This is a genomic window from Nostoc sp. (genome assembly GCF_036916985.1).
Classification (GTDB): domain Bacteria; phylum Cyanobacteriota; class Cyanobacteriia; order Cyanobacteriales; family Nostocaceae; genus Nostoc.
The window spans coordinates 133,994-146,487 of sequence record NZ_JBALFD010000027.1; the positions used below are offsets into that span (position 1 = coordinate 133,994).

Genomic DNA, 12,494 nt, shown 5'->3' on the forward strand with positions numbered 1-12,494 from the left:
AGCACTAAAAATCTTAAAAACAAATCTTATTTTAAGTAGACTACAAACTCAGTCCAGTAATAATGGATGACTAAATAACCACTGCTTTAGTCTTTACCTGTTCAGATATAGAAGCAGTTATTTCCTCTATCGGGGCAAGAGCAGCATTGTCTAAATCTGAAGCTAGAGATTGACAAGATGTTAAAACTGGGGCTGCATCTGGCAAACCCCAAGCATCCTCTAAGGTTTCCCAAGAAGGTGCAAAAGGTGGAAGCGCCAAAGAGCAAGCCTTCCAAGCTGCTTGAACTGGTGCGCCCAACTGCTGGCACGTTCCACCACGACGACCTTCTGGCTGGTAATGACGGCAATATTTACAGGCAGATGCTAAAACTTTAATGGGTTTCATTAGGATTCATCTTTAGTGTCGTTTCTGGCTGAATTTCATCTTTATATTCTGCTTCTATATATAAAGACAGAGAAAAGCCAAAAAGTCATTATTTTCTATAGGTTTCAGCGATCCCAAGTAAAAAATAAACTTCAGGATATTTTTATAATCTTGTTATATATTTAAATAATCATTAGAGCAGTTACATATAGATATTGTCTAAAACTTATTAGGGATCAAGATTAAAACTAAAGCTTTTGATTTCTCCAGCCTTTTAACTTCCTCCTTAAGGATGCCTAAAGGCAGATAATTTTAGATAAATAGTCTGCTTTGTATACCACATTCGGCAGATTTTGGCAGTAAAATAATATTTTTTCTCAAGATTCAGAATTATTTGATGTAATGGCAGCAAGTTACTTCAGGATAAATTCTGCTTAACGAATAATGCTCAACTATTTTGCCTTCAAAACCGTTTAGCAGCACAGATAGAACAGACTTCCCAGCGTTGGAGTTCACCTGCTGGGGTGGGAGATTGACACTGGGGACAAAGGGGTAAGCCGTGCGATCGCGATCGCATAATCTTCGTCCAATGTCCAAAAGCTTCATTCACATCCTTCGTGGGTGTAACATCAGGGTGTTTAATCTCATCACCAAGATAACTGGGATGCTCATCGGGCGAAACCGATTGTTGCTGTTTTCTCTCCACAGATCGATTTTGCCAGCCAGCAGTAGAGAAGCGAATATCAAGCAAAGGCGTTGGCAGCTTTTTATTTAACTTTAAAAGTAGAGATGTGCGACCAAAAGTCAAGTTTTGCGCCCAAGCAGCACTAGAAGTTGCTACCGACAAAACATCACGCTGAATCGACAATGGCCGAGCATTTGCAGCAACCACAGGGCCAGCAACTTCTGCCCAACACTTAAGCAGAAGTTGAAATGGTTGTTCCTGCCATTTAGCCTGCTTTTCCAGAATCCCTAAAATATCATTAATTGATTTCAACGACATCGTTAAAGGTGGGGAGTGGGGACTGGGGACTGGGGACTGGGGAAGATGATGAGGGAGCAGGGAGAAGAATTTTCCCCTCCGCCCCCCGCACCCTGCCCCTCTGCCTCTTTTCAATGCCCTATGCCCAATACCTAATCTATCTGTTTAAATAATTTCCGCTACTATTGTCACAAATATATCTAAAAGTTAGTTCCAACAATCTACGCTTGAGGCACAGAAACAATGACTCAAAACCCCTTGAACGATTCCGATAATCATCAATTGTCTAAAACACCTGGGTTGAAACCAGCACTAGCAGCAGCATTAGCAAGTTTAGAAGTACCGCTAGATCAAGAGTTAGCTCGATATCGACGTACACGAACTGGTTTAGTATCAAACCAGTCCCGTGTTGCAAGTTACATGAGTAATCAATCCCAGCCATTAACTGCCATTCCTACAACATCGGGCACAACTCAGTCATCGGTAACGGAAATTAAAACCACTGTGCCACCGACATCTGTACCCGTTAATCATCAGGGAACCTCAGCGCCAACTCAGGCAAAAATTGACGTACCACCCACATCTGTAGCAGTGAATCCTGAGATCAACCCAGCACTAGCTACGGCAAAAACCGAGGAACTGAATAATCTTAATGTGCCCTCTACCTCCGATTCTGCTAAAACACAAACTCAACTTCCACCACCTCCACCCAACTTTAGTAGCAGCATTGTGCCAGCACTTGTTAAAGGGACTAAAAGCGAAAATCTCTTGCAACCAGATAACACCCCTAAGCACCCAGATGACTATTTAGAATCTAGTGAAGCACTGCTGCGAAGTTTGGCAGAAGAACAACCAGAAAGCAAGAATCCAAGTAATTCTAGTGACACTCTGTTATCACCTTTGGGAATTGGCTCGATGTTGCTACTACTGGTGGCGAGTCTTACCTTGGGTTATGTAGTGTTCAATCCCAAAAGCTTACCACAGTGGAATTTAGGCAATTTATTTAATGGGAACTCGTCTCCCACACCAGGAAATACTGAAGAAGTTGGCAGTAATGTTCAACCTCAAATCCAACCACCAAGTACATCTATGCCCAAATATCCCAATCTCGCTAATGAAGAGTTTCCTGAGGTGAGAGATCCTAATGATGTAGTTGGCTTAAAACCCAAAGTCCAATCAACCCCCGCAGTAGTCCCTAATCCAGTAGTTCCTCAAAACCCTGCAAATCCTCAAGTAGCTTTACCTGAGGCCAACACAGCCTTAAAACCGACAAATCCGATCGCCTTAGCACCAGTACCGACGCTACAATCCTTGCCACCTCTGAATTTGCCTCCCACTCCACCGATAAAAACCTCGCCTAATGCGATCGCAACTTCACCAAAACCGAATGCAGAAATCAAACCAGGAACAGATGGGTTTTATCATATAGTGATAGATAATAAAGGCACGGCTTTTGCGTCAGCACGGCAAGTAATTCCTGATGCTTATTTATCACCCAACAAAGAATTGATTTATCTGGGTGCTTTTAAAACTAAAGAGCAAGTAAAACAACAAATGCAACTTTTACAGGCAAGGGGAATCAAGGCACGGGTTCAGTAGCCATGAGTTGTAAAAATTTACGATACCATAAGATAAGAGTCCTGAGTCAATGAGTGCTGAGTAGTAGGGACAAAATTTTATTTGTTAACGACCCTACGACAATAATTCTTATACTCAAGACTTTAGTTGGGCATTCAGCACTCTATAACTAAATTGATCACTCAGTACTCACCACTCAGCACTCAATACTCAGCACTCAGCACTGGATTTGGATTTTGTGAATGGAGAGCCGACATGGAATTAATCAACCGTATTCTGCGGGTGATTCGCGCTAACTTCAATAGTTTGATTAGTGGTGCAGAAGATCCAGAAAAGATTTTGGAGCAAGCTGTTTTGGAGATGCAGGAAAATCTGGTGCAGTTGCGGCAGGGTGTTGCACAAGCGATCGCTACCCAGAAACGCACTGAACGCCAGGCGGCGGCTGCCCAGTCTCAAACAGAAGAATGGTATCGTCGTGCCCAATTGGCGCTACAACAAGGCAGCGAACCTCTAGCACGCGAAGCATTGACTAAGCGCCAAGCCTATAAAGAAACTACTACAGCCCTATTTTCCCAGATAGAGCAGCAAAACGAGATAGTAGTTAGGCTAAAAAAGGATATGCGATCGCTAGAGTTAAAAATTGCCGAGGCAAAAACTAAAAAAGATATGTATATTGCTCGCGCCCGTTCTGCTGAAGCATCTTATCGCCTCCAGGAAATGCTCGGTACAACTTCTACCACTAGCAGTCTGAGTGCCTTTGAGCGGATGGAAGAAAAAGTTTTACAGATAGAAGCTCAATCAGAAGCCATAGCTCAACTTAGTAGCGACGACTTGGAAACACAATTTACTTCTTTGGAATCTAATGATGTAGACACCGAATTGGCAGCGATGAAGGTACAGGTTCTCAACCAGGCGGAAAACACACAGCACGAAAGTCTACTCATTCAGGAGAGCCAGAAGACAGCGCAACTTCCCCAACAACAGCAGTTACCCAAAACTCAGGACTCTTGAAAAAGAGGCAGGGGGCGGGGAGCAGGGGGCAGGGGGCAGGGAGCAGAAAGGGGATTCGACCCTTCCCTGTTCGGTAACCACTTAGTAATAAGTGGGGGAATCAGATCCATGTTTTGCAAAGCTTGTCGGCTCAAAGCTTGGGTTATTTAGCCCTGCTCCTTTTCCCCCTGCCTCTTCTTGAAGTTCGACTAATTACCCCGGTTTGGCATATCTTAACAATTAGGAGTTGTTAGGAGATACTGATTCAAACTGGAAAGATTACATTGAAATAGGTAGCTATAAAAAAGTAAAAAAGCTAACTGTCCAACAAAAAGCGTAAATTACACAAGGAAAAACAAAGTTATGGGATTATTCGATCGCATTAAGCGAGTAGTTAGTTCTAACCTCAACGACCTGGTTAACAAAGCCGAAGACCCCGAAAAAATGCTAGAGCAAGCAATCCTGGAAATGCAGGAAGACTTGGTGCAGCTGCGTCAGGGAGTAGCGCAAGCGATCGCCGCCCAAAAACGTAGTGAGAAACAGTACAGTGATGCTCAAAATGAAATCAATAAGTGGCAACGCAATGCTCAACTGGCGCTGCAAAAAGGTGATGAAAACCTAGCACGACAAGCTTTAGAACGGAAAAAGACTTATACGGATACTAGTGCTGCTCTCAAAGCTAGTTTAGATACCCAAAGCACTCAAGTTGAAACCCTCAAGCGCAACTTAATCCAGCTAGAAAGCAAAATTTCTGAGGCTAAGACCAAGAAAGAAATGCTGAGAGCGAGAATCACCACTGCCAAAGCCCAAGAGCAACTCCAAAACATGGTAAGTGGGATGAATACCAGCAGTGCCATGTCTGCCTTTGAGCGGATGGAAGAAAAAGTCTTGATGCAAGAAGCCCGTGCCCAGTCAGCAGGAGAATTAGCAGGAGCAGATTTAGAAAGCCAATTTGCCCGGTTGGAAGGTAGTAGCGATGTTGATGATGAATTGGCAGCTTTGAAAGCGCAAATGTTACCACCCGCAACTCCCCAAAATCAAGCCCAACTGCCACCGCAACAACAAACACCTGCTCCTAATCCTAAGTCTAATGAGGTGGTTGATGCCGAGTTGGATTCCCTACGCAAACAATTAGATCAACTGTAAAATTGGTAGAAAACTTATTTGAGCTAGTCCCACACCTGTTGGCTGTGGGATTTTACGTCATTAGTTATTTGCTATTGACTATGGACTATTGACGACTTTGGGATAAAGTATTGTGTGTGCCAACTTTGATCGCCACCTGATGGAGACTGCAATGAGTAAGGCTGTAATCACCATAACCGATGCTGATTTTGAAACTGAAGTGTTAAAAGCCGAGCAGCCTGTATTAGTTTACTTTTGGGCTTCCTGGTGTGGGCCTTGTCAATTGATGTCGCCCCTAATTAACTCAGCTGCTAGCAAATATAGCGATCGCCTCAAAGTCGTTAAAATGGAAATTGACCCCAACCCCCTCACTGTTAAGCAGTACCAAGTTGAAGGCGTACCCGCCCTCAGACTATTTCAAGGTCAAGAAGTTTTGATATCCACCGAGGGAGTTATCGGCAAAGATAAATTACTAGCTCTCCTAGATACCCACTTAAATACTAATTAGTCAATAGTTCATAGTCCGTATCAAATGACCAATGACCAATGACTAATGACTAATATGCGATTTGCAAAACGTTTACAACCCCTACAATCAAATGTATTTGCTGATATGGACAGAGCCAAGGCAGTCGCTTTGGCCGCTGGACGACAGGTAATTGATTTGTCATTGGGGTCTTCTGATTTACCAGCCGAAGCCCATGTAATTGAGGCGATCGCCCAGTCTCTTAGCGATCGCAGTACTCACGGCTATCTGTTGTTTAACGGTACTCAAGGATTTCGCGAAGCCGCAGCCAGCTGGTACGAACAAAAATTTGGCATCAAAGTCGATCCTCAAACTGAGGTACTACCTCTAATTGGTTCTCAAGAAGGCACAGCCCATTTACCTCTAGCAATACTCAATCCCGGAGATTTTGCCCTGTTGCTCGATCCAGGCTATCCCTCTCATGCTGGGGGAGTCCATCTAGCCAGTGGTCAAATCTACCCAATGCCACTACTGGCAGAAAACAGTTTTTTACCAGTGTTTGCTGATATTCCTGCTCCAGTCTTAGCCCAGTCGCGGATGATGGTATTAAGTTATCCTCATAATCCCACGGCTGCGATCGCGCCTTTATCTTTCTTCCAAGAAGCTGTCGCCTTCTGTCAGCAACACAACCTCGTCCTAGTTCACGATTTCCCCTACGTAGATTTGGTATTTGGGGAGACTGGGGACTGGGGACTGGGGACTAGAAAAAATCTTTCCCAATCCCCAATCCCTAATACCCGATCCCTAGTCCCTTCAATTCTGCAAGCCGATCCAGAGAAAAGCGTCTCCATTGAATTTTTCACCCTTTCCAAGTCCTATAATATGGGCGGCTTCCGCATTGGCTACGCCATCGGTAATGCCCAGTTAATTAACGCCTTACGCCAGGTAAAAGCCGCCGTTGATTTTAATCAGTATCGGGGAATTTTGAATGGTGCGATCGCTGCCCTAACTGGCCCGCAAGCTGGCGTCAAATCTGCCGTCGCTACCTTCCAGAATCGGCGTGATGCTTTCATCAATGCTTTACACCGCATCGGCTGGAATGTCCCTACTCCCCAAGCCACAATGTACATTTGGGCAAAATTACCTTCACATTGGAGTCAAAATTCCATAGAATTTTGTACCCAACTAGTCAAACAAACTGGTGTAGCCGCTTCTCCAGGTGCAGGCTTTGGCAAATCTGGAGAAGGGTATGTGCGTTTTGCTTTGGTGCATGAGCCACCTTTGTTAGAAACTGCTGTAGAAAGAATTGCCGAGTTTCTTCATTGAAATAGGAACTTAGTACAGCACGGCGTAAATAAACCACACGTTAAGTTGACAGCAATGCTCATTGGTGTCAACTTAACGTGAAAGCAATTCTATAACTAGCTTTTAGATTGCCTCGTTCCCAGTCTTCGACTGGGAATCCTCGTCTTTAAGGCTCCGCTTCTCTTCCTGGCGGCTCTGCCGCCAGGAGCAGCATTTCTAGCCTCTGGCTAGAAACGAGATTTGAAAAGGGTTTTAGCTTAAGTTGACACCAATGAGCAATGCTGTGCCCTGACGACAGATGTGGTTCAAATACATAAAAACTGTTGTAAATAAATTTCTTGTCCAGCCTCTAGTAAAGAGTCCCTAATTCCAGAGTGCCTATTTCTCCCTAACTTCTCCACGAGACGCCTTTTTAGATCGGCGCAGCAAGTTGGAGAGAAATGGCAAAATCTACGCAGTATTGATATACGTTCCTACAAATCTCCGTATTATACTGAACTCCAAAATATAACACCGTAATTTTTAAATACATAACATTTTCGGCAGAGTATGTAATTAAACGTATAAAAAAATCGAAAGATTCGTCATCTTTTAATTCATAATCAGCAGTAACTTTACCCAATTAGGTCTTCATGTTTCTTAAACTGGGTTTGTGCGCTGAGATACCAAAGATGGTTAACAATACAGTTTGTCTTTTTAAGCAGCTGTATTGCCAAAAAGCCTGTAGTCAAAACAAACCAAGCCTAAAAAGGGCAGTAGTTTAAAACTTAACTTCCAAACTGACAGAGACTTAAAAACAATGAAAATGACTTTCCAGAAACTTGTAATTGGTGCCTCAATGGCTATTGGTGTGAGCGCTCTTGCCACTGTACCAGCACAGGCTGGAACGCTTACTGGCGCTACTATTGGTGGAACAGCAGCCAGTGATTATTCAGTCTATGATGTTCAAGGTAAAAGCACCATACTCTTGGACGATGCCTCAAAATTAGCAAATGTACAAAAAGTACTGGATGGAAACGCCGCAAATCCTACTGGAAACGTAGAGTTACGAGCTAGCAGTGAACAAGCGAATTTTGATTTCACCAAAAATACCAGCTTGACAGGGCAAATTGGTGGACAAAGTATTACTTTGAGCAGCCTGACATCAGCAGATTGGTTTAGTACTGCGTCAGGATTGAGTACAGCCTATGGAGCAAATAACTTGGCAAATACTTGGTTTAGCCAATTTTATGACGCAGCTGGTCTAGCAGCCAATGAATCTACAATTAAATTGGCACTGGGTCTACCGAGTTCTACCCCTAGCAGCTTCATCCGCCAGCAAGCCTATAATGCGTTTTTCGGCATCAATGGTTTCCAACGCTCCAGCGACCCTAATATCTCTTACGTTAACCAAAATGACACTACTGGCGATATTAAAATTGGGTTAGCGGGTCACTTAAATTTAAAAACTTACTATGCACCTCTATTAGGACAATTGGGTAATTTCCTCAAAGATGGATTCCAAGCTAGTGAAGTTGTTAAAGTTACCTATAATGGCAAGACTGATTTCCTTTACAGCTTTTCTGCTACTGACAGTGGGCTAACCAACAGTTTAGGAAAAGGTGCTGATGGAGTATCTCACAGTGGCAACTATGAAGTTAGCATCAAAGGTGTTGTGCCTCCCGCAGCAGTGCCAGAACCATCTATAATACTGGGTTTGTTGGGTGTTGCTGGCGTCTTTGTGACACAACGCAAATTTAAAAAAGTATCTATTTAAGATTGCAGGTTCAAAACTACAAATAAGAAAGGGAGCTAATTGCTCCCTTTTTCGATGAATAATTTCTTTTTAGATTATACTTTTTCTAAAAATATTTGCAAAAAATTAATTGGTTGTAAGATTATACACCTGTATGCCTCTAGTAAGATATTTGTAATAAGTATTTTGTGAAATGGTATTAATTAACCTAACATCCAGATACAAACTGTTTTAGAAAGACAATTTACATACCGTTATTTTCAGTATTACTTAAGTGTTTTTACTCATACGCTATTGGCGGTTCCATATTTAGAAGTAGTCATTGATTTAAAATCATAACTTAGATAAAGCTTGTAAAAAAAAGCTTAATTTTTGATTAAATTATGCTTCGTTGTATTACTTTTGCAAAAATTGTAGTACGATTGAATTTAATCTATTCAGATTTTCGACTAGATTATACAAGTCAGGTTTATATTCGTTTCACCATAAACTTAAAAACACTAGCATTTAAGTTTATGGTAATAATTGTTGGCTTTTACTTAAAATTATCAGATAATAGGTAGCAATGACAGCACAATTACTCAATGAGAGATAAGCCATTGCAGTCACATAAAGTTAGACGAATTTTACTAGTCGAAGATCATTATCTCAATCGGATGTTACTTAGTGACTATCTAAGTCACTGTGGGTACGAAGTCCAAAGTTTATCAGAAGGCTCTACTTTTTTCTCAACTGTAGAGAAATTCGAGCCAGATTTAATGTTATTAGACTTGAAGTTACCAGATATTGATGGTTACTCACTCTTAAAACAAGTCCAGCAAAAACCTGATTTGTCAAAAATACCGATCATTGTGGTTTCAGCCTTTGCTTTTAAAGCAGATCAAGAACTAGCCCTGAGTTTGGGCGCACGTAGCTATTTTGTCAAACCCTTAAAACTTAAGGATCTCATCCTTACAATTGAAGAACAATTTACTTGTCACCACAGATAAGCTTTTCTGCTAGGCGTGCATTTATTCTGCTTTTTGGTCAGCAATAAACTCTTCAACGCGCTCACTAAGAGTTTGTATGGAACTGCCAATAGTTGAGATTTTCTGTTGTACTTGCGCTAACAATAAAACAGCTGTTTGTAGTTCATTGAGAGTTTCAGCCATAGCCTCACGATACTGTACTTCAAAATCTTGTAAATTCATGGTCTAGCTCTTGTTTGAAATCATTATAATAACTATGTTCTCAATCATAATCGTAAATTTAACTAACTCAATCCGTTAATTCGCTTAATATTATAAATTCAATAAATAAACATAAATATTGCCAATTGACAAAGATTTTATCTGATATTCATATAAGCCTTATCTAAACGCATTCTTTATTTTTAAATAAAGATAAATCAACACACAAAATATTATTTTTATTTAAAATGGAAAGCTCCAGATAATAAAATACAGCAGGGAACAGGGAACAGAGTTGAAAGTCTCTTGGTATATGGCTTTTTGATGAAATTTTGTACCTCATTTACCTGAAATCTGCTGTATCATGAATTTAAAAAAGTTAATAATAGATTGAAAAAGCAAAGTTTTTATTCTGACAGTAGCAGTAAAGAACTAAGGTCGCAGCTAGATCAACTCTCGTTGACTACAAAGTTTTTATGCTTGCGATAAGTTTTCTGACAAGTTTCTAGCTTGGAAACTAATTCACCCTGCGGGAAGCTGCAAAAGTAGCTACAGCAGACTTTTTTTGTGCAGACTAAAGGTCTACCTGACTTACTTAGGAATTGAGAGTGCTGAGTTAGGAGTTAAGAGTTATTATTCTCCCCAGTTCCCAGTACCTCTTTCATCTGTTCTGGCGTATGCAGTTTTTGATGGCTATTTCATCTTTACTTCATAAATAGTCTGTTAAATCGGCACGAAAAAACAATTTTTCTTAAAATAGAGAAAGATTACCTAATTTTGGTTGTGACAATATCTACTCAAATATTACCACTGGTTAAAGATCCAGAACGACTAGAAAACCGTCTAGCCGAAATTCCACCGGAACCGGGGGTTTATTTCATGCGGGACAGGAGCGATCGCATTATATATATAGGTAAATCACGTAAGTTGCGATCGCGTGTCCGTTCCTATTTCCGGGATGGCTACAACAAGAGTGAACGTATTGCTACGATGGTTAAGTTGGTGACAGAAATTGAATTCATCGTCACTGATACTGAAGCCGAAGCTTTAGCCCTAGAAGCTAATTTGATCAAGCAGCACCAGCCATATTTTAATGTGCTGCTCAAAGATGATAAAAAATATCCTTATCTCTGCATCACTTGGTCAGAAGATTATCCGCGAATTTTTATTACTCGTAAGCGCCAATTCGGCAAAGAAAAGGATAAATTTTACGGGCCTTATACTGATGCTGGTTTGTTACGAGAAATTGTCCGCATCTGCAAGCGGATCTTTCCCCAGCGACAACGACCTCAACCACTTTTTAAAGACCGTCCTTGCTTAAATTATGATTTAGGGCGTTGTCCGGGTGTGTGTCAACAGCTGATTTCACCAGAAGAATATCGTAAAATTGTCCAAAAGGTGGCGATGGTGTTTCAAGGTCGAACTCAGGAATTGATTGAGATTTTGACCCAACAGATGAATGCAGCCGCCGAGAACTTGAATTTTGAGTCAGCCGCGCGGATTCGCGATCAAATTTCTGGGTTAAAGTCGCTGACAGCCGACCAAAAAGTATCCTTACCGGATGATACTGTTTCACGAGATGCGATCGCACTGGCAGCCGACGAACAACACGCCTGCATTCAACTATTCCAGATTCGCGCGGGTCAATTGGTAGGACGTTTAGCCTTTGTAGCGGATGCTCATGCAGAACCAGGAGCTATTTTACAACGAGCTTTAGAGGAACATTACCAAACTGCTGACTCGGTGGAAATACCCTTAGAAATTCTGGTACAGCATGATTTACCAGATGCGGAGATATTGGCAGATGTCTTAACTCAACGCAAAGGCAAAAAAGTCACAATTTTGACTCCTTTGCGGCAAACTAAGGCAGAATTAATTGAGATGGTAGAGCGAAATGCTCAGTATGAATTGCAAAGAATGCAGAAATTTGGCGATCGCAATCACCAATCAATGCAAGATTTAGCTACCATTCTCGATTTACCCGATGCACCTCACCGCATCGAGGGTTATGACATTTCCCATATTCAAGGGTCAAATGCTGTCGCTTCGCAAGTTGTATTTATCGACGGATTACCTGCAAAACAGCACTATCGACACTATAAAATCAAAAATCCGACGGTGACAGCAGGACATTCAGATGATTTTGCTAGTCTGGCTGAAGTTATCCAACGGCGGTTCCGTAAATATGCCGAAGATCAGCAATTAGCGCGTTTGGGTAATCCTGACTGGCCGGATTTAATCATGATCGATGGTGGTAAAGGTCAGTTATCATCGGTTGTCGCCGTTTTGCAAGAGATGAATTTATTAGAAGACTTGCGAGTTGTGAGTTTAGCAAAGCAGCGAGAAGAGATTTTTTTACCGGGAGAATCTAAACCCTTGACAACTGATGCAGAACAACCGGGGGTACAGTTATTGCGGCGACTGCGGGATGAAGCGCATCGGTTTGCAGTGAGTTTCCATCGTCAACAACGTAGTGATAAATTGAAGCGATCGCGTTTAGATGAAATTCCTGGCTTAGGACATCATCGACAAAAGCAGCTACTAGGACATTTTCGCTCAGTTGACTATATTCGGCAAGCAACAACCACACAACTTGCTGAAGTAGCAGGAATTGGACCGCGTTTGGCTCAAGAAATTTACGATTATTTTCATCCTGCTTAAAGTAAAAATACCTACTCTTCAAGGTGAGAGTAGGTGAAAACAAAAAGTACATAGAACTTTGAGCAATTCCCAAAGTTCCCAGCAAAGGGTATTGATTCTGACTCCTGAATTCTTTTTTC

The 12,494-nt window shown here is 41.7% G+C and carries 10 protein-coding genes and 1 pseudogene; 8 read left to right on the plus strand and 3 right to left on the minus strand.

The window, feature by feature from the left end:
- Positions 1 to 70 precede the first annotated feature (70 nt).
- Both V7L07_RS10765 and V7L07_RS10770 read right to left on the minus strand, forming a co-directional pair.
- Positions 71 to 385 (minus strand): hypothetical protein, encoded by a 315-nt coding sequence (locus V7L07_RS10765; RefSeq protein ID WP_335057587.1) that lies wholly within the window; start codon positions 383 to 385, stop codon positions 71 to 73.
- Positions 386 to 827: 442 nt separating this feature from the next.
- Positions 828 to 1,367 (minus strand): DUF721 domain-containing protein, encoded by a 540-nt coding sequence (locus V7L07_RS10770; protein WP_335057589.1) that lies wholly within the window; start codon positions 1,365 to 1,367, stop codon positions 828 to 830.
- Positions 1,368 to 1,589: 222 nt separating this feature from the next.
- On the opposite strand from V7L07_RS10770, the gene V7L07_RS10775 reads away from it, so the two are divergent.
- From V7L07_RS10775 to V7L07_RS10805, 7 genes and pseudogenes are all read left to right on the plus strand, one after another.
- Positions 1,590 to 2,945, plus strand: coding sequence for a hypothetical protein (locus V7L07_RS10775; protein WP_335057591.1), 1,356 nt, complete (start codon positions 1,590 to 1,592; stop codon positions 2,943 to 2,945).
- 234 nt (positions 2,946 to 3,179) lie between these two features.
- Positions 3,180 to 3,935: a PspA/IM30 family protein gene (locus V7L07_RS10780; RefSeq protein WP_335057913.1), complete on the plus strand. Its 756-nt coding sequence runs from the start codon at positions 3,180 to 3,182 to the stop codon at positions 3,933 to 3,935.
- A 342-nt stretch (positions 3,936 to 4,277) separates the two neighbouring features.
- Complete coding sequence (locus tag V7L07_RS10785) at positions 4,278 to 5,060, plus strand: PspA/IM30 family protein (RefSeq protein ID WP_334767305.1); 783 nt, start codon at positions 4,278 to 4,280, stop codon at positions 5,058 to 5,060.
- A 151-nt stretch (positions 5,061 to 5,211) separates the two neighbouring features.
- Positions 5,212 to 5,547, plus strand: a complete 336-nt coding sequence (locus tag V7L07_RS10790) for a thioredoxin family protein (protein WP_179067658.1) — start codon at positions 5,212 to 5,214, stop codon at positions 5,545 to 5,547.
- A gap of 45 nt (positions 5,548 to 5,592) precedes the next feature.
- Positions 5,593 to 6,831: an LL-diaminopimelate aminotransferase gene (locus V7L07_RS10795; RefSeq protein WP_335057594.1), complete on the plus strand. Its 1,239-nt coding sequence runs from the start codon at positions 5,593 to 5,595 to the stop codon at positions 6,829 to 6,831.
- Positions 6,832 to 7,609: 778 nt separating this feature from the next.
- Positions 7,610 to 8,566, plus strand: a complete 957-nt coding sequence (locus V7L07_RS10800) for an NF038130 family PEP-CTERM protein (RefSeq protein WP_335057597.1) — start codon at positions 7,610 to 7,612, stop codon at positions 8,564 to 8,566.
- A gap of 544 nt (positions 8,567 to 9,110) precedes the next feature.
- Positions 9,111 to 9,534 (plus strand): annotated as a pseudogene (locus tag V7L07_RS10805) (response regulator).
- Positions 9,535 to 9,555: 21 nt separating this feature from the next.
- Here the strand turns inward: V7L07_RS10805 and V7L07_RS10810 are convergent.
- Positions 9,556 to 9,735, minus strand: coding sequence for a hypothetical protein (locus V7L07_RS10810; RefSeq protein ID WP_335057599.1), 180 nt, complete (start codon positions 9,733 to 9,735; stop codon positions 9,556 to 9,558).
- Positions 9,736 to 10,497: 762 nt separating this feature from the next.
- On the opposite strand from V7L07_RS10810, the gene uvrC reads away from it, so the two are divergent.
- The gene (uvrC, locus tag V7L07_RS10815) at positions 10,498 to 12,375 is read left to right on the plus strand and encodes an excinuclease ABC subunit UvrC (protein ID WP_335057601.1); all 1,878 of its coding nucleotides are present in this window, start codon (positions 10,498 to 10,500) and stop codon (positions 12,373 to 12,375) included.
- Positions 12,376 to 12,494: the final 119 nt, after the last annotated feature.

What these genes read in the sequence shown, in the direction of transcription:
- V7L07_RS10765 (WP_335057587.1), bottom strand. Translation starts at nt 385, where the DNA reads ATGAAACCCATTAAAGTTTTAGCATCTGCCTGTAAATATTGCCGTCAT.
- V7L07_RS10770 (WP_335057589.1), bottom strand. Translation starts at nt 1,367, where the DNA reads ATGTCGTTGAAATCAATTAATGATATTTTAGGGATTCTGGAAAAGCAG.
- V7L07_RS10775 (WP_335057591.1), top strand. Translation starts at nt 1,590, where the DNA reads ATGACTCAAAACCCCTTGAACGATTCCGATAATCATCAATTGTCTAAA.
- V7L07_RS10780 (WP_335057913.1), top strand. Translation starts at nt 3,180, where the DNA reads ATGGAATTAATCAACCGTATTCTGCGGGTGATTCGCGCTAACTTCAAT.
- V7L07_RS10785 (WP_334767305.1), top strand. Translation starts at nt 4,278, where the DNA reads ATGGGATTATTCGATCGCATTAAGCGAGTAGTTAGTTCTAACCTCAAC.
- V7L07_RS10790 (WP_179067658.1), top strand. Translation starts at nt 5,212, where the DNA reads ATGAGTAAGGCTGTAATCACCATAACCGATGCTGATTTTGAAACTGAA.
- V7L07_RS10795 (WP_335057594.1), top strand. Translation starts at nt 5,593, where the DNA reads ATGACTAATATGCGATTTGCAAAACGTTTACAACCCCTACAATCAAAT.
- V7L07_RS10800 (WP_335057597.1), top strand. Translation starts at nt 7,610, where the DNA reads ATGAAAATGACTTTCCAGAAACTTGTAATTGGTGCCTCAATGGCTATT.
- V7L07_RS10810 (WP_335057599.1), bottom strand. Translation starts at nt 9,735, where the DNA reads ATGAATTTACAAGATTTTGAAGTACAGTATCGTGAGGCTATGGCTGAA.